Genomic DNA, 18,734 nt, shown 5'->3' with positions numbered 1-18,734 from the left:
TTTATAAAAATACATTAATGCTCTTTTTATACTGAGAATACTTCAGCATATAGCCATTCAAGACCTAAATTTCTAGCTAAAACAATTCTGTTTGTTCCATCTAAAACATAATATTTATTACTATCTTTAGGATATTCTATTAATTTTAATGTTTCAATAAAATTATTAGTTTCCATCTTTTCTAAAAATTTTGGTATGTTTATTTCTTTCATAGGAAGAAAGCTTGCGAACTGTTGTAAAAATATTAATGAGTCTTTCCATGATAAATGCTCAAGGTCTACTCTTGATGTACCAATAATATCTTTCATATTAACTTTTTTAGAGTGTAAAAAGTTAGTTCCTTTTTTATCTAATGATAAAATAATAGTTTCTATATTTTTCTTTGTAGGATTATGTTTATTAACAAGTTTTTGTCCATCTTCTTTATCTTCATTAAAATCTTTAATAAGTTTATATTTATGCCCTTTATGGATGTTTTCTTCTTCTTTGGCTTCTCTTAGTACTTCTAAGTTTTGTCTTGGGTTTGTCATTTTGCTCACTCCTAACGTTACATATGTATATATGTATATATTAAATATATACATAAAAAATATAAATTTTCAAATTGCAAAGATTGTTATTTTAAGCTTAAAATCTATAAATGAATGGGTGAGGCTTTAATTAATTTATATTTGGTTGATGATTTGATAAAAAATACTATATTTTATCATTTTTAATATAAAAAGATTATTGCTAGTTAGTTGAAAAGACTTCTAAAATGATTTAGTATTAAAATAAATTTTACTATTTTAAATAGTTTACAAAAGAAAATGAGATACTAGATATCAAAATTTGGGAGTGATTTTATGTTATCAAGATTTAAAAAAAATATGGATACGCCAGAAAAGATTAAGGCAAAAGCTAAGGATATTATGTTAGATGTTGTTAGTTATAGAATGAGTGGGACTATAGATGCATCATCATATAACAATTTAAAAGAAATATTAGCAGAACTTGAAGAGGATCATAGTTTTTCAGAAGATGATTTTGATGATGATATATGTTTTGAGCCACAAAAAGTTGTTAGAGCTTTAGATTTAGTTTCTTTAGTAAAAGATACTAATCCAAGAGAAATTGTTGTTCCAGTTAGAGTATATGCTGCATTTATTGCAAGTTATTGTAGAGAAGCTATAGGAGCAGTTTTATCAGATTATGCACTTAAGTTTAATAGAACATCTGCGAATACAGTTACAGAACTTAGAGGATTAATTTTAGATAGTGCTTTATCTTATGCAACAGGACTTGAGTCTAATATAGATAAGATAAATTTAGTTTTACATACAAGAGATGTTTTTAAAATTATTAAGCCACAAGATGAAGAGGTAAGTAAAATTCTTATAAAGTATATTATTAGAAATTTTGATATGTTCTATATTAGAAAAGTATATTTAGAAAAGGTTAATATTATAAAGCTTGATGAAGATAATATTAAAACATCAATATTTAAAGTTAAATTCTATAATAATTCATTATACATATTGAGAGTTCTTCTTAATTTAAGTATAAAAGATTATGGTGATAATGCAGTTGATATAGGAGTTGCTAATTGTTGTAGAATAAGTGGGGTAAAACTAAGAGGAGATTTAGATGATGTTATAGCTTCACTTGAGAAGTTTGCTAACAGAAAAGGATATCTAGGTCTTGATTTTATAGATACAGCAGCTAGAGATATTAGTAGCTTCCACATAGATATGTTAAATAATAAAATAGATTATACATTAATACAGGCAACTGTAGAAATGCTTGCAGAAGAGGTTGATTTAAATCTTATAAGAGAAATTATTGCATGTATTGCAGTTCTTATTTTAACTAAGTATAAGCATGGAAAACTTGGTGCTTTAGAAGAACTTTGTATTTTAGATGGGATAATTGGTAAAGCATTTTAGAGTAAATTAAAAGGAGCTATATAGTAATATAGTTCCTTTTTTATTAGAAATTTAAGAAAGAAAAAATTCTAATTATTGTGTATTAAAAGTCTTTTACTAAAATTTTAGAGGTTTTATCTAAAAATTTTAGTAAAGTATCGAGTGTCTTTGTATTTGTATCTGATTTAACTATGTTAAATGAAATAAATCCTGTGCTATGAGCAGTTATTGATTCTATTGTTAAATAATCTTTAGAATCAATAATACGTTTAATTTTATTAATCAAAATAATATGAGCATTTAAAACTCTTGCACAATTATCAAGTTCATATATATATAGTTTTTCTTTTGATAAGTAAACTTGTATATAATATGAGTCATTTAAATTTTGGATTTGTGGAGGTGGATTAAATCCTTTAGATTTAAATGTATTTTTATATAAACGTTTTTTTAATGGAATAGGACAATATGTATCTAATCGATGTGCCATTGCACCAAGTAAAATACAACTATCTTTTATACCATAAACATAGTTGAAATTCTTATCTGATTCTATAATAGAGTTAGATAATGAATGGAAATCAGTGAGAGTGAGTTCAATTAATGAAGGTACTTCTTTGAACTCAGCTAATAATTTTTTAAATTTATCTGTTTCATTAAAAACTAACATAAGATCACTCCTAATAGTGTAGAACTAAATAGATTACTTATGTATTAATTATAATACTAAAAAATTTGAAATTAAAATTAGTATTATTTATAAATTATGATTTTTTATGCTTTTAAAAAGAGCTTTTATGGTTTTTTACCCAAATTTTAGTTGGTTGTGAGCAAAATAGTATAAAATTTATGATAAATGCATAAATTAACAAGGTCTTATATAAACTAAAGAAAATTATTAATTAAGAGGAGGGGGTAGCTAGATAAGTAATACTTATTTAGTGTATTTATGGGGAATTATAAAATGGAGATTAGAGGGAAAATGAATTTAAGTGATTATAGCAATATATATGATTATATAGGAATAGTGCAAAGAGATGATGATTTTTCTATTTCAACTATAAGTCTTGATAATGAGGATATTAGTATGATTTATTCTATGCTTGAGGAATTAAATTTTAGTATTATAGCCAAGGAATGTAATGAAGGAAATTATTTAATGAAAGTTTGTAAAAATTTATAAATATGTTTTGTAGAGCTAAAGGAATTTAGGTCTATTTTTTTTGATTTATATTTTGAGGAATGAATATTAAAAAGTAATTAGAACTTTAAAATTTTATTAATAATAATAGTTTTTTCTAAATATAATTATAATTAGAGTAATAATTAAGGGAGTATTTAAGCTAATGTTAGAAAATTTGAAGAAATTATTTATTAGAAAAAAAATGAAATTAGACTATAAAGGGGCAATACTCAATGTTGCTAAGGGAATAGAAGAGCGAGATATTAGAATATTAGATGCGATATTACTTGAATCTTCTAAAAAGAGATTTGGAGATGAAAAAGATAAAATATATCTTATTATAAAAACTTTAATTGATAAAGCATTTAAAGATAGTAAGTACATAGAACTTGCTGATAAGTATGTTATTGATGAAAATAAGGTTGTAGCTAATGCGTATTATTGGATACTTGGAAATAATAAAGTCTTTTCTACAAGGTTTAAGTTTTATGATATAGAAAAAAAAGATTTAGGTGTTTTTGTTGATACACAAGATGGGGTAAAAGTTAATTTAGATGGACTTATATCTATTAATGCATTTGAAAAAGATATTATATTTGAAAAAGAAAAATTCAAATTTTTTATAAGTATTGCAGTTAATTATTATAATCAGAAAATTTTAAAATTAAAAATATATAATAAAACAGATAATAGATTATACTTTAGAAGAAATGTTGATGAAGCTAGAGTTAGGATATATAGTAATAATTTATATGAAGAGAAAATTTTAGGTGCAAATGGTAATGGACTTTTAGAACTTGCAGATGGGAAAGATTTTATGGTTGTGAGTGAAGGAAATATAGATTTTGAAGTGAAAGCTATTGAAATGTTTAATTTTTGTGAGGAGTTAAGTATTGGAGAATATAATATTGCTAGTCAATTAATATATGAGAATAATAATATAAATGACTTTGATAAAGTTAGCATAGATAATGAGATTATTAGAATAAGAGCTGTTGTAGATAAGATACTTGAATGTGAAAGTATTGATGATTTTATAAAAATTACAGATATAGATAATATGAAGGAGTATTATTCTGAATTTATTTCTTCTGAAAATATAGATTATAGTGAGTTTGAAAAGAAACTTTTAAGTTCTTATATGAAAATTTTGAAGTCATATAGATTTTTAAGAATAAGTAAAGTTACTTTTGAAGATGATTTTTATAAGGTGAAATTGCTTGTTGAAATAAAAGGAACTGATGGCTTTATAGATGTTTCTATAAATTCTAAGAATTTCAAATTTATATTTTTAACAGAATATCTTACAGCACTTAAAAATTCTATAAAAACAAATATAATATTAAAAACAGAGAAGCTAGAGAAAGAGAGTATTAAAGTTGTATTTTGTGAAAAATCAAAACTATTTATGATTTTAGCTAGGGCAAAAGAGCAGTATTTAGATAGAGCGAATTATTTAAGAATTAATATAGATACTGATAATGGATTTTTTTCTGATTATTTAGAGTTTGGAAAGTGTTATGATGCGAAGTTTGAAAATAGTATAGAAAATATAGAGACAGAAGAGGATGTAAAGCGTTGGCAAAGAGAAAAAGGGTATACTTTTACAAGTACATTTTTACAAAGTGCTAAGAGTATTTCAAGTATTAATATTGTAGATAATACAGAGTTTATGACTAAAAATAAGGTGGAAATTTAAAAAAATGCGTTCCTTCGGAACGCACTTTTACTTTATTAAAGTTTTTTTTGCTTTGATATATATCTTTGAGCAAGAATAAATCCAATAACTCCAAAGATGATAGGTCCTGAAATTATCCAAAGACCTTTTTGAATATTCCCATTAACAAATGGATCAAGTATTGAAAAAGTATCAGCTATTATAAGAGTAAGTAAAGTTATACATCCAACTAAAACACCTATAGGTTTATTAAAAAATTGATATTCCTTTTTTATATTATCATTTAATTTAAATTTTATATAAGAATAAACAATAAAAGCCCAAGGAATAGATGTTGTAATAGTAACCATAAATGAAAGATTATTATAAATTGTATTAGCAGTATTACCACCAAAACCAATTAAAAGCATTGCAACTACAATTATAGCTGATTGTATATATAATGCATTTTCTGTCATTCCATGTTCATTTTTCTTAGTTATAAATTTAGGTAACATTCCATCAGGAAGCCCTTCAAAAACTTGTTTTATTGGGGCATAAAGTATAAGTGGAAGATTTAAAAGAGCTATAAAAGTAAACCAAGTTGTAACTCTATTAACCCATAAACCAAGTGAAATTGATGCAGTATTTGAAAGACCTATATAAGTCCCAAGTTCAAAGAACTCTTGTTGCACCATATAAATGGGAAAGTTAAATAAATTTACATTAGGATGGTCAAATGTAGCAGCCCAATTTAAATCCATACCAGAAATTAAAACTATTAAAATATATAGTATTGAAATTATAACACCAGATAATATCATAGCTTTAGGCACAGTTTTTTTAGGGTTTTCTACTTTATCTATAAGACCAGCGCTAGATTCCATTCCACCAAGAATAAAGATAGCAAATACTAGAAACCCAAACATTCCAAGTACACTATTATAAGAACTATTAGGACCAGTGAAAAGTGAAGAAATACCAGTATAATTAAATCCTTCTGAAAATTTAAAGCCTGATAAAGCAAAAACTAGAAGTCCACCACCAAGAATAACTATATGCATTACAATTGTAATAAGCATAGAAATATTAGTAAGTAGAGCTATAGATTTAATCCCTTTTCTACAAAAGAATACAATAATTAAAAACCAAGCAATACCAATTAATGAAGTAGTAGCTGTATTACTAAGTCCAAATAAGCGCCATGTTTCTGATACATCTTTTCCATAAATCATAGCAGAGAATGTAATAGCAATAGAACTAATACTAAACCACCAAATAATTGCTGATACATACCATAAAAAAGCACCGATTGTACTAAATCTTATTCCAACAGTTTCTTTCATCCATGAAAAAATACCACCAGTACTATGACTAAATGCAGAACTCATTTCTGAAATCATAAATGTATATGGAATAAAGAATAAGATGACACCAATTATTACATATGTAATTGAGGCATAACCCATCTGATAGAAGATTTGTTGACCATTGCGAAGTCCGTAAACAGTCATGAAAATCATAGCTACAAATGACCAAAAGCCTATTTTATAATTTTTCTGTTTTTTTTCATTTTGTTCTTCGATTAATGATTCTGACTCTTGAAGTTTATCAGGATCATTTGGATTTGTACTATGCATAAGAAAAATCTCCTTTTAGTATCATTACTATCAAGTAGTCTATGCGACCTGATAATAGATTTATTAAATTTTAATGTTCACCAAGAACCTCCATAGTTTCGTATACTTTATCTTTTTCGCCAGCAAGTATTATTAAATCGCCATTAACAAGTTTTGTATTAGCATTTGGCATAAATTCTTGCTCATTTCGAATTATAGAAAAAACTCTACAACCACTGGGGAATTTACAATCCTTTAAAGATTTTTCTTCTAAGGAAATACTACTAAAAACAACCTCTCGTATAATCATTTCCTTACTTTCTACTACTTTTTCATTATTTTTATAAGTTAGTTTATCAAAAATGACAGGGAAGATAATACATGAAACAATAGTTGTCATTATAAAAGCTGAATAATCAATATTGGTTATATAATCAAACTCTAAAGCCATTTGAGCAGCTACTATAACAAGGCTCAGTTGTGGAGTTAAAATCATAGAACAAGCTAAAGATTCTTTAAATCCAAATTTTTTCTTTAAAAGTACGCAAGGTATAAGTTTAACAATGAAGAATATTAATGTTAAAACTATAACTGTTACAAGTACTAGTGGATTTGTAACAACAACTCGTAAATCAACATTTGCTCCAACCATTATAAAGAATATTGGAATCAAAAATCCATATCCAATAATATCTAACTGGTGAGAAATTTCTTCTTTAGCTTTTCCTATAAGAAGAGAGAATATCAAACCAGCTAAAAATGAACCAAGCACAATTTCGGTATTTAATTTTTGTGCAATAGCTACAAGAATTAAAATAAGTGCAAAGGCTGCTCTAACCATAAGGTGTAAATTTTTAAATGATGGAGCAGAAAAATCATGTTTTTTCATAAATAGTTTAGCAATAAAATATAGAACTATTGCAAATATAAAAATAAGTGCAAATTCGAAGCTTTTAAAGCTCATACCATGTTCTGAAATTGAAAAAATTACAGTAATTCCAATTATAGCGATAAATTCACAAAGGATACTGAAAGTTAAAGCTACTTTCCCAAATTCAGATTTAAGCATATTTTTTTGCTTTAAAATTGGAAGTACAAGCCCTGGTGAAGATGCCATAAAGATAAGTGTAAATAGATTTGTACCACCATTAATACCTATAAGTCTTAAAATTGTGAGTGATAATAAGTAAGATATTATTGCAGAGAATATTAGCATTTTTATTGAAATAACTAAAAATGATTTGTCAGATTTTTTTGAAGTAAAATCATCAAAATTAACCTCAAGTCCACTTAAAAACATAAGATAAGCAAGACCAAGGTTTGATAAAAATATAATAGTTATATCTGGTGTAATTAAATTCAATAGAGTTTTACCAATAACAACACCAATTATGATTTCTCCAACTTGATAGGGAATCTTGATTTTTTTTAAGCTAGATACCAAAAATGGTGTTATAAAAGCAGTTATGGATATAACAAGTAGAGAATTATAATTTATAGTGCTTTCCAAGTTTAATCACAACCTTCTTTTTGTTTATATGAAATTAGTATTGCCTAAAAGTTGATTTATATTTATAAAAAAGGTCAAAGTAGAAGTTTAATTCTACTTTAACCTTTAAGTTATATTAATTTATACCAAGAATTTTTATAATAATTTATTGTAAAATCTATAAAATCTTTTGATAATTCAGATAAATGAATACCTTTAGGATAAGATAATCCAATTTTTCGTGTATTATTTTTATCTTTAAGTCTTATTATTGAGTAATCGGGCTGATTATGCTTAATACATATTGAAAGTGGAGCAAGGCAAATTGAATTTTTGATTAGCATAAGCTCTGAGATAATACTAACATCACCTTCAAATATTACATTTGGAGTAAACCCAGCCTGTTCAAAAAGTAAGTTACTAGCTTGTTTAAATGAGTAATTTTCAGTAAGACTTATAAAGTTTTCAAGATATAAATCTTTTAAATATATAGATTTAACATTAAAAAGTTTATGAGTATTTGGGACAACAACAACAATTTCTTCTTCTAACAACTCTTTGCTTTCAATATTGTTTTCAATTATTATTGGGGATGTTATAGCAAAATCAATACTTCTATTTTTAAGATTTTCTATTATAGATTTTTCATAATTAATAGTTTGAGTCATAGTTATATTTGGATTTTCTAGTATGAAATCTCTTAAAACACCACTTACAAAGTGGGTAGTTGTTGCACTAAGTGATAAATGAGAGTTTCTAACACCAGCAAGTTCTAAAATTTCTGATTTAGCATTTTCTAAATCATTTAAAATTGAACTTATATGTTTTAAGTATACTTTTCCAAATTGATTAAGCTCTATATTTTTTCCTTTTCTATTAAAAAGAGGAACAGATAATTCATCTTCAAGTCTTTTTATAGTTATACTAAGTGATGGTTGTGATATATGTAGTTCTTTTGCAGCTCTAGTGATATTTTGATATTTAGCTACACTTTGAAAATATTTTAATTGTAGTAATTCCAATAGCAGAACCTCCTATATATATTAAAATTAATTATGTATTGTAGATATATATATTATAAGTTATATATATCTTTATGTAACGTATAATATATGGATGATTACATTTAAAAGGATAATAATGGATGTAAAAAATAGCGATTTTTTCATGAAAAAAAGAACCTCGCTATGCGAGGTTCTAAATATTTATATACTTATTTAGTTGAAAGTCTTTTAGAATATGAAATATTCATCATAGAAATTAATATTATAATTATATATCCAATCCATGACATTGCATCAGGCATTTCATGTAATAAAACAAATCCATAAATTGCTGCAAGAACAAGTCCAAAGAAATCATAAACAGAAATCTCAGAAGCTGGTGCATGTCTATATGCAAGTGTTAAAAATACCTGACCAAGAGTAAATGAAACTCCTGATAAAATAAGATATATAAGATTTAATCCTAAAATATGTTCATTATTAAAAAACATACTAGGGAAAGTTACAATTGTAGCTATTCCTGTAAATGATAATATAACAGTCCAAAAACTTTCACTAGTTCCTATTTTTCTAATCATAGTATAAGCAATTCCAGCTACACACGCTGATAAAACTGCTATAAGAGAAGGAATAACGCTAGCATCAAGTGTAGGTTTTACAACAAATAAACTTCCAGCAAAAGCTGCTAATAATATTAAAATTTGCACCTTAGTAATCTTCTCTTTTAAAAATATAAATGAAAAAATTATTGTGAAAAATGGAGCAAGTTTCGATAAAATTGTAGCATTTGGTAGTATTAAATACTGTAATGATGCGTAATTAGTTATAAGTGCTATTGTACCCATAATACCACGAGTTAAAAGAATCCATCTATTAGATTTTGAACCTAAGAAAGATTCTTTATTTTTATATAGAATAATACAAACGATTATAGTTGCAACAAAATTTGATATAAATGTTTTTTGATAAGGATTAACGCCTATTGTAAGTTTTGCGAATAAATTCATTGTTGCAAATGAACTTGTTGCAAGTAACATAAAAATAATTCCTTTAGATTTATTTGAATTTGACATTTTATACTCCTAAAATTTTATTTCAAAAGCTAACTTTCTAAAATTTATAGTGTTTACAAAACTAAAATAGTAGATATGTACTTTTAAATGGATATAGACTTAATATATAAGAAAGCCTATAAGTATGTACTGCAATACTATTAATATTAATACAACAAAATTTTAAAGTAAAACAAATTTAAACGATTAACAAAAAATAAAGTAAGAATATTATTTGAACTTTTTTTAAAAAGTAAATAATAAGTAAAAATAAAAGTGGTAAAATATAAATAGATTTATTAAATTGGTTTAATTTGTTATTCTTAAAAGAAGAAATAGAATAATATTGAGTTTATTTAATAAAAATATATTATAGAGGTGAAACAAATGAAGGCAGAAATTTTAGCTATAGGAACAGAGATTTTACTTGGTGATATTGTAAATACAAATGCACAATATTTGTCACAAGAACTTGCAGCAATTGGAGTTAATGTATATCACCAAGCAGTTGTAGGAGATAATGAAGAGAGAATTTTAGAAGAATTTGATAGAGCATTTGAAAGCTGCGATATTATATTTACAACAGGTGGACTTGGACCAACAGAAGATGATTTAACAAAGGAACTTGCTTCAAAATATTTTGGTAAAGAACTTGTGCTACATGAACCATCACTAGATGCACTTAAAAATTATATGAAAAAAGCTGGTAGAACAGAGATACCAGAATCAAATAAAAAACAAGCATATTTCCCAAGTGATGCAATTATTTTAGAAAATCCTAATGGAACAGCTCCAGGAGCTATTTTAATTGGAAAAAGACCTTGTGATTTAGAGAGAGAGAATGCAAAAGATAAAATAATAGTTGTTATGCCAGGACCTCCAAGAGAGATGAAACCTATGTTTGATAATACTGTTAAACCATATCTTTTAAAACAAACAAATTCAATGCTTAAATCTTTAGTAATAAGGGTGTTTGGAATTGGAGAATCAGAAGTTGAAAGAAGGGTTAAACACCTTATAGAAAATCAGACTAACCCAACTATTGCACCGTATGTAAAAGATACGGAAGCAATTCTTAGAATTACAGCTATGAGTAAAAATGAAAAAGAGTGTGATGAAATTATTAAACCAGTTGCAGATGAAATTAAAAAGATTCTTGGAGATAATTTCTATGGTGAGGGTGAAAAAACTATAGAACATGTTACTGCAAAACTTTTAATTGATAAAAAGCTTACTATTAGTACCGCTGAATCTTGTACTGGTGGATTACTTGCTGGAACTTTAATTAACTATCCTGGAATTTCAGAGATATTTATGGAAGGTGTGGTTACTTATAGTAATGAAGCTAAGATGAGAAGACTTGATGTAAAAGCTGAAACTTTAGAGCAGTTTGGGGCTGTAAGTGAAGAAGTTGCAAAAGAAATGGCTATTGGAATAGCAAAAGAAGCAGGGACAAATATAGGTTTATCTACAACAGGAATAGCAGGTCCAGATGGGGGAACAGAAGAAAAACCAGTAGGACTTGTATATATAGGTTTATATATTAATGGAAAAGTTAAAGCTATAAAGTGTAATTTCTTTGGAAATAGAGAAGTAGTTAGAAAAAGAAGTGTTTTAAGTGCTATTGATTTAGTTAGACGAGAAATTAAGTAGTTAAATTTAATAGGAAAATAATATCTTAAAATATGGTAAAAATTTACTCAAAATTTTCAAAAAAAATAACTCTAAGCTTGCTTAGAGTTATATATATATAATAAAAGAGCAATCTTCTGGAAGAGGTTTCCTGAAGATTGCTATAAAAATAAAATGGGGGAGAGGCTATTATAAGAAAGCTTATTGCCTCAATAATAAGTATTACCAGTAATCTAAAAAAATATACAAAATAAATAAAAAATTTACTTAATAAAATTAACGTTACAAATAAAAAATTTCCGAGGGGGACAATTAAATAATGAAATTTAAAAAAGGACCGATACTCAGAGCTAGTTTTTTCTTTCTGTTTATAATGATTTGGCCATTTTTTGTAGGACCAATATTTGGACCATTAATCCCAGTAGAAACATCATTACCAGTAAGACTTATAATTACACATATTTTGATGTTTATATTACCAGCTATAGCTTATATCTTAATAACTAAGCAAAGCTTTAAAAAGGTTTTAAAATTAAATAAAATAGGTGGACTTGATATACTTGTAGCTATAGGAATAGGGATTATAGCACAGCCAGTAATGGCATTCTTTGCATATATATCATCATTTTTCTTTACAAATGATGTTGCAGGAATGATGAATGATTTAAATACAACACCACTATGGATTATGATTGTAATGATGGGAGTTACACCATCTATAAGTGAAGAAATTACAATGAGAGGAATTGTTTTATCAGGATATGATTTTAAGAATAAGCATATTGCAGCATTAATGTCTGGTCTTGTATTTGGAATAATACATATGAATCCACATCAATTTATGTATGCATTTGCAATGGGAGTTATATTTGGTTATATGGTAAGAGCTGCAAATAGTATATATGTAGCAATGATTGCTCACTTTGTAGTAAATACATCACAATTATTACTTCAAAGAATGCTAACAAGTATGATGGAAATGATGGGAGAGTCAACAATAATTGATCCAAGTGCTGCAATGCAAGAATTAAATTCATTACCATTGATGGCTAAACTTACAACAGGATTATTTTATGGGGTTATAGCTTTAGTTGGATTCTTTATAATAAGTAAGCTTATAAAAGTATTTGAAAATACAAGAAGAAAAAGAGTAAGGGCAGAACTTGAAAAGAATATGACTGGAGATTATGTAAGACTTGATGATATAGAAAGTCTTATGGAGCCAAGCTTTGGTATAAATGTAACTAGAGAATTTAATTTATCAAAAGAAGAAATTAAAAATGAAAAAGCAGTTAATATACCATTTATAATAGCATGTATAATATTTATATATTCTATGGTTAGTATGGTATTTTAAAAAATAGTCTGAGCCGAAGGCTCAGACTATTCTTATATATAAATATATTATTTTATAACAAATTTATAACCAGCAAAAGTTCGTTTATATTCTATAGTGGCAATTGAAAATAACCTTGCAAGGTTTTCTTCAACTACAATTTTATAGCCTTTATCTTCAACCATAACATCATTATCTTTTTGTTCATCCAGAACAATATCCCAATTGATGCCACTTCAAGAAGAACCATTACTTTTAATTCTAATAACTTTTGATTTATCATCACTAGCATCAACTAATTTATCAAGATGCTTAAGTGCATTAAAATGAATTTTAATAATCATAAATACAACCTCCTAAACTTAAATTTCAATACATTATATAATAACTTAAAATTATATAAAAGAATTTAAGAGATATAATGAAAATAAAATTTAAAAGAAACTAACGCAAAACAAGTTTATAACCACCAAGTACCTGTCTATAACATATAGTTTTTGTAGAAATGTAATGAGAGAGATTTTTATCAATAATAATTCTATAACCTCTATCACAATAAACTAAATCAGTAGTTTTTTGTTCATCCAGAACAATTTTAAATGTTTGATGTCATGAACAACCTGATTTAATAAGTCTTAAAGATTTTTTTTTATTTTTAGCGGATATAGTCAATCTATCTAAATGTACAATAGCACTTTCATCAATCTTCAATATAAATACCTCCTTTTATTGTATTAAGAAGTAAATCCTAATATATTATATGTAAAAAGCAGAATTTATCTATAAATTTTCAAAAAAAATAGGACTGCAAGCAGTCCTATTTTAGATAATAAAATATTTCAGATTTTTAATATATTTAGGTAGTCTTATAAATTAACCTATTTATTCATAATATTTGCGAAGATACTTTTAGTACCAATAGCTTTTTGTAAGTTTGTTATATGAGTTTTAATTTTACTAATTTGAGTTGTACTAAGTTTTTTATTAGCTACAATTTTAGCTTCCTTTTTATCTAAATGACTTACAAAAGTAGATTTAATTTGAGTTGCAGTTTGACCATCATTTAAAGCTTTTTGAACCCAATTAATATTACTTAAATGTTTAAAAGCAGATGAATGATCTATTCTATTTTGAATTCTTTTTTCAACCTTAGGTAAATTTTCAGATTTAATCTTACCAGACTTAACTAAAGTTTCAGCTTTTGCATTTGCTTGCTGAATTAAATCTTGTTTAGCCTGAGCAACAGTTTTTCCTGCATCAATTTCTTTTCTTGCTCTATGAACTAAACCTTCATTTACAAAAATACCATGTCCTTTAGAAACTTCTTTCTTTAAAGTATCAATTCTTTTAGTTGCTTGATTTTGAGTTATTTTTTTCTCGGATAAAAGTTTATTTATATGAGCAGTTCTGTTTGTTATAACTGTATTTTGAGAATCAGCTAAAGTTTTTCCTGCTTTTAAGTCTTTCATAACTTGTCCATTAGAAATTATTCCTTTGAAAATATTAGCTTTTTCTAAATGTTTTGCATAAGTTTTTTCTCTTTTAGTAGCTTGAATTTGTGTTATTTTCTCTGCTGATACAAGTTTTGACATATTAGCATTAAAATTAGCAGTAAGTTCTGATTTAATTTGAGAAACAGTTTTACCAGCCTCAAGCTCAGATTTAACCCATCTATAATTTACACCTATTTTAGGAGCTTTAACTTCTTTTTTTGAAGTAGTATTTATAGCTGTTGAAGTTTTAGAAGCTACAGCAGTTGTAGATTTGGTAGCTGTTTGATTTTGAACTTGTGCACTTTGTGTTTTTTGAGCAGTAGGTATACTTGTAGTAGCATATGCTCCTGTTCCAACAGCTCCAATCATTGCACCACTCATTAATAAACTTACTAATTTTTTATTCATTATTGGTCACCTCATCATTTGTTTTTTATATAATATTTTATAATTTTCTTTTAATTTATATCTCTTGAAATATAAATTACTATAGTACGAGATATATATAAATTATATTTAATATAACCAACTAACTATGTCAAAATATTGGTTACAAGAACTATAATAATACATAGGAATATAGCTATGATGAACTGTAAATGAAGTATAAATGAAAAAGCTTAAAAAAAATTCATATACAATTCATTTGGAAAATTTTAAAAGGGTATTAATATTGCACTTTTAAAATTTGTATGATATTATTTGATAAGATAGAAAAAAGAGAATAAATTTAAAAGGTAACTACCTATATAAGTAGATATTTTGGCAGAAGCTTTAATAATAAAAAAATAATTTTACAAAAGAGGAGATTTTAATATGTTAGATCAAAAAACAATAGATATAGTTAAAAGTACAGTTCCAGCTTTAAAAGAGCATGGAGTAGAGATTACAAAGGTATTCTATGAAAATTTATTTAAGGATCACCCAGAAGTAGCACCAATGTTTGATATGCATAAACAAAAAACAGGAGAGCAACCAAAAGCTTTAGCAATGGCAATTCTTGCAGCAGCAGAAAATATTGATAAACTTGAAACTATTTTACCAGCAGTTATGGGAATTGGTAAAAAACATGTTAATACAAATGTTAAACCAGAACATTATCCAATAGTTGGAGCAGGAGTTCTTAAAGCTATTCAAATAGTTTTAGGTGATGCAGCAACAGATGAAGTTATAGAAGCTTGGGGAAAAGCTTATGGAGAAATAGCAAATGTATTTATAGCAGTTGAAAAACAAATGTACGAAGCTAAATAAGTATAATATAGATAGGAAGTCTTTAAATAAAGGCTTCCTATTATTTATTTCTTTAGAAAAAAGTAGTATATTTATATGGAACAAAAGATAAATAAGGGAGAGATTTTTTTGGATATAGTAAAAATTGCAAAAATATATAATTTTAGCTTTGCCATCATTTGCATTGCACTTTTTATAGTTTTATATAAAAGTGATAATTTACATCTAACAATAGGAATATTTATAGTTTACATAATACTTCTTGTTATAAGATACATTCTAAGTAAGAAAGCCAAAGCATTTACAAAAGCAAATAAAAAATGATTTAGTGGATTTTTATATGAAAATTATACACATTGGAAATAGATTTATGAAAATAAGTCTATTTTTTTTATTTTTTTGAAGGGATAATTCCTTTTTGATAAAAGATATAGTAGATTTATAAGATTTTGATTATGAAAAAGCATATAATGCAAGAAAAATTGCATTATAGTTAATAAAATAGAAAGAAAAATAGAAGATTTATATTTGGAGAGGTGTATAAAAAGTTAATAATTATTCATTTGATGGAAGGTTGGTAATAAAGTTGTAAATTAAAAGTAAGGTAAATTGGCATTTTATTAAAGGTAGTTACAAAAAAATGTATAAAATTTATGCATTAAGCTAAGGAAAATATACAGTTATATTAATATAGCGTGAACATAATGTGAAAATATTATTAATATAACAATGATTAGATAGTATTTTTAATGAATTAATTCTAAAAAATGTATAAAATCTTTTTTGCACGCAAAAAAGATACTATCTAACCTATATAAATCGAATATTAATCTTTTTGCACAGACTCAGCTAAAGGCGTAAGATTTGAATTGTAGACAAGGCGATGATGTAAGATTGCAAGATCTACAAAATAAAAAAATACAAACTTTGGAGGTTATGAATTATGGATATAAATCTAATTGGAGTTCCATTATATTACGGATGTGATAGACATGGGGTTGAAAATGGACCAAACGTATTAAGAGCAAATGGAATGGTTGAATTATTTGAAAAGCAAGGACACAAAGTATTTGACTTTGGTAACTTATATATAAAAGAAGAAACTGAATTTAATAAATTTGAAGCTGATACTACAATGAAGTATCTTTCACACATAATAGAAACTAATGAAAACTTAGCAGAATCAGTTCATGCTGCACAAGTTGCTGGAGCACTTCCATTAACAATAGGTGGAGATCATGCTTTAGGATTTGGTACAGTTGCTGGATCAGCTAAAACTTATGGTGATGACTATGGAGTTATCTGGATAGATGCTCACGGAGATATAAATACAGAAGAATCAAGTCCAAGTGGTAATACTCATGGGATGCCTCTTGGTGGATCAATGGGATTTGGAGCACAATCAGTTAAGGATATTTACTTTGAAGGCGTAAAAGTTAAGCCAAGTAATGTTTTCTTAATAGCTCAAAGAGACCTTGATGAAGGTGAAGTTGAATTAATTAAAAATGAAAATATAAAAATGTGGGATGGTCCTTCTATCAGAACTAGAGGAATCGAAATTACAGTTAAAGAAGTTTTAGAAGCTATGAAAAAATCAGGAATTAATAATTTCCATTTAAGTTTTGATATAGATGCTGTAGATTCAAGACTAGTGCCTGGAACAGGAACACCAGTTATAGATGGTACAACTATTGAAGAAACTAAATATCTTTTAGAGAAATTAATAGCTACAGGAAAAATCAGAGGATTTGACTTTGTTGAGTTTAACCCAGGTTTAGAAGATGAAATTACAACAGAAAATTGTATAGATATGTTAGATACAATAGCTAAATCATTCGCAAAAGTTAAGTAGGAGAAGCTTTTGAACACCAATAATTAATAGTAAATAAGAAATATAGTAAATTTATAAGTAGGTATATAAATAAAACTTAGGAGGAAATTAATAATGAAAATAGATGTTATAGGTATTCCATTACACTACGGATGTGATAGATTTGGAGTAGAAAAAGGACCAAGAAAATTAAGAGAGAACGGTGTTATAGATATATTAGCTAAGCATGGTAATGAAGTTCATGATTTAGGAGATTTAATAGTTCCTGAAAAACCTGCTTCAAAGAAATTTGCTGCTGGATCAACAATGAAATGGGTTGATGAAATAATCAAAACAAATGAAAACTTAGCACAAGCTGTATATTCAAGTATTAAATCAGGGGCTATACCTTTCACACTTGGTGGAGATCATGCTTTAGGACTTGGAACAACTGCAGGAGCTGCTAAAGCTTTTGGTAAAGATTACGGAATAGTTTGGATTGATGCACATGGTGATATCAATACTGCTGAATCAAGCCCAAGTGGAAATATCCATGGAATGCCTCTTGCAGCTGCAATGGGATTCGGTGCTGATGAGCTTAAAAACATATACTTTGAAGGTAAGAAAATTGAACCTAAAAATGTATATCTAATAGCTCAAAGAGATCTTGATCCAGGTGAAGTTGATTTAATAAAAGAACACAACATTAACCTTTGGACAAGTGAAGATATCAGAACTAAAGGAATAGATGCTATAATGGTTGAAGTTACAGAGAAGATGAATGCTTCAGGAATAAACAACTTCCATATTAGTTTCGATATCGATTCAATGGATTCAAATATTGTTCCAGGAACTGGTACACCAGTTATAGATGGAACAACAGTTCAAGACACAAAAATTATGCTTAGTCAGTTATTTAAAACTGGAAAAATCAAAGTATTTGATTTTGCAGAGTATAATCCAGGTCTTGAATTTGAAACAACAACAGATAACTGCTTAAAAGTTGTTGAGTACATTTCAAAATGTATGGCAGATGCTACAAAATAATTTAAACTTATAATTGAATTTTAAACTTTTAAACTTATAGATTAATGAGAAAGTTGTATTAAAACATTCATAAGTAGTGTTTTAGTACAGCTTTTTTATAGTTAGAAATAAGAGTTTTAATATTGAATAAAGTAATAAAGCATAGCTATAAAAAAATTATAGCTATGCTTTATTTAAATTATTTTATGACTAAATTATTTTATGACTAAATTATTTTAAAACAGGTAAGTTTAAATCTAAAATATTAGCAAATAGATTTATGTTTTTATCTATTGGGA

General features: G+C 26.4%; 15 protein-coding genes. 8 read left to right on the top strand and 7 right to left on the bottom strand.

Annotated elements, in window-relative coordinates; translation table 11 throughout:
• Positions 1–26: 26 nt before the first annotated feature.
• Positions 27–530 carry a hypothetical protein gene (locus tag Q0V15_RS06445; protein WP_297437169.1) on the bottom strand — a complete coding sequence of 168 codons (504 nt, stop codon included), beginning with the start codon at positions 528–530 and terminating at the stop codon, positions 27–29.
• A 339-nt stretch (positions 531–869) separates the two neighbouring features.
• On the opposite strand from Q0V15_RS06445, the gene Q0V15_RS06440 reads away from it, so the two are divergent.
• Positions 870–1,925 carry a hypothetical protein gene (locus Q0V15_RS06440; protein ID WP_297437167.1) on the top strand — a complete coding sequence of 352 codons (1,056 nt, stop codon included), beginning with the start codon at positions 870–872 and terminating at the stop codon, positions 1,923–1,925.
• Between the two features lie 82 nt (positions 1,926–2,007).
• Here the strand turns inward: Q0V15_RS06440 and Q0V15_RS06435 are convergent, their stop codons facing one another.
• Entirely contained in the window at positions 2,008–2,574 is a 567-nt protein-coding gene (locus tag Q0V15_RS06435) for a hypothetical protein (protein WP_297437165.1), read from the bottom strand.
• A 279-nt stretch (positions 2,575–2,853) separates the two neighbouring features.
• Here Q0V15_RS06435 and Q0V15_RS06430 point away from each other — a divergent pair, with 279 nt between their 5' ends.
• Both Q0V15_RS06430 and Q0V15_RS06425 read left to right on the top strand, forming a co-directional pair.
• The gene (locus Q0V15_RS06430) at positions 2,854–3,087 is read left to right on the top strand and encodes a hypothetical protein (RefSeq protein WP_297437163.1); all 234 of its coding nucleotides are present in this window, start codon (positions 2,854–2,856) and stop codon (positions 3,085–3,087) included.
• Between the two features lie 163 nt (positions 3,088–3,250).
• The gene (locus Q0V15_RS06425; RefSeq protein ID WP_297437161.1) at positions 3,251–4,786 is read left to right on the top strand and encodes a hypothetical protein; all 1,536 of its coding nucleotides are present in this window, start codon (positions 3,251–3,253) and stop codon (positions 4,784–4,786) included.
• 35 nt (positions 4,787–4,821) lie between these two features.
• Here Q0V15_RS06425 and yjeM read toward each other — a convergent pair whose 3' ends face one another.
• From yjeM to Q0V15_RS06405, 4 genes are all read right to left on the bottom strand, one after another.
• Positions 4,822–6,384 carry a glutamate/gamma-aminobutyrate family transporter YjeM gene (gene yjeM, locus Q0V15_RS06420; protein ID WP_297437159.1) on the bottom strand — a complete coding sequence of 521 codons (1,563 nt, stop codon included), beginning with the start codon at positions 6,382–6,384 and terminating at the stop codon, positions 4,822–4,824.
• Between the two features lie 70 nt (positions 6,385–6,454).
• A complete protein-coding gene (locus tag Q0V15_RS06415) occupies positions 6,455–7,873 on the bottom strand; it encodes a cation:proton antiporter (RefSeq protein ID WP_297437157.1) in 1,419 nt (472 codons plus the stop codon).
• A 110-nt stretch (positions 7,874–7,983) separates the two neighbouring features.
• The gene (locus Q0V15_RS06410; protein ID WP_297437155.1) at positions 7,984–8,874 is read right to left on the bottom strand and encodes a LysR family transcriptional regulator; all 891 of its coding nucleotides are present in this window, start codon (positions 8,872–8,874) and stop codon (positions 7,984–7,986) included.
• 191 nt (positions 8,875–9,065) lie between these two features.
• On the bottom strand, positions 9,066–9,929 hold the full coding sequence (locus Q0V15_RS06405) for a DMT family transporter (RefSeq protein ID WP_297437153.1): 864 nt from the start codon (positions 9,927–9,929) through the stop codon (positions 9,066–9,068).
• A 366-nt stretch (positions 9,930–10,295) separates the two neighbouring features.
• On the opposite strand from Q0V15_RS06405, the gene Q0V15_RS06400 reads away from it, so the two are divergent.
• Together Q0V15_RS06400 and Q0V15_RS06395 are read left to right on the top strand one after the other, a co-directional pair.
• On the top strand, positions 10,296–11,561 hold the full coding sequence (locus tag Q0V15_RS06400; protein ID WP_297437151.1) for a competence/damage-inducible protein A: 1,266 nt from the start codon (positions 10,296–10,298) through the stop codon (positions 11,559–11,561).
• Between the two features lie 298 nt (positions 11,562–11,859).
• On the top strand, positions 11,860–12,897 hold the full coding sequence (locus tag Q0V15_RS06395) for a CPBP family intramembrane glutamic endopeptidase (RefSeq protein ID WP_297437149.1): 1,038 nt from the start codon (positions 11,860–11,862) through the stop codon (positions 12,895–12,897).
• 857 nt (positions 12,898–13,754) lie between these two features.
• Here Q0V15_RS06395 and Q0V15_RS06390 read toward each other — a convergent pair.
• Positions 13,755–14,777, bottom strand: a complete 1,023-nt coding sequence (locus Q0V15_RS06390; protein ID WP_297437147.1) for a hypothetical protein — start codon at positions 14,775–14,777, stop codon at positions 13,755–13,757.
• A gap of 408 nt (positions 14,778–15,185) precedes the next feature.
• On the opposite strand from Q0V15_RS06390, the gene Q0V15_RS06385 reads away from it, so the two are divergent.
• The 3 genes from Q0V15_RS06385 to rocF (Q0V15_RS06375) all read left to right on the top strand — a co-directional run bounded on the left by Q0V15_RS06385 (position 15,186) and on the right by rocF (Q0V15_RS06375) (position 18,456).
• Entirely contained in the window at positions 15,186–15,620 is a 435-nt protein-coding gene (locus tag Q0V15_RS06385; protein WP_297437145.1) for a globin domain-containing protein, read from the top strand.
• Between the two features lie 922 nt (positions 15,621–16,542).
• Positions 16,543–17,451: an arginase gene (rocF, locus tag Q0V15_RS06380; RefSeq protein ID WP_297437143.1), complete on the top strand. Its 909-nt coding sequence runs from the start codon at positions 16,543–16,545 to the stop codon at positions 17,449–17,451.
• Positions 17,452–17,544: 93 nt separating this feature from the next.
• Entirely contained in the window at positions 17,545–18,456 is a 912-nt protein-coding gene (gene rocF / locus Q0V15_RS06375) for an arginase (protein ID WP_297437141.1), read from the top strand.
• Positions 18,457–18,734 lie beyond the last annotated feature (278 nt).

The sequence above is a fragment of the uncultured Clostridium sp. genome (genome assembly GCF_947036855.1).
Lineage (GTDB): Bacteria > Bacillota > Clostridia > Clostridiales > Clostridiaceae > Sarcina.
Note: the sequence above shows the minus strand (reverse complement) of the source record. Positions and strands in the feature narration are given on the sequence as shown.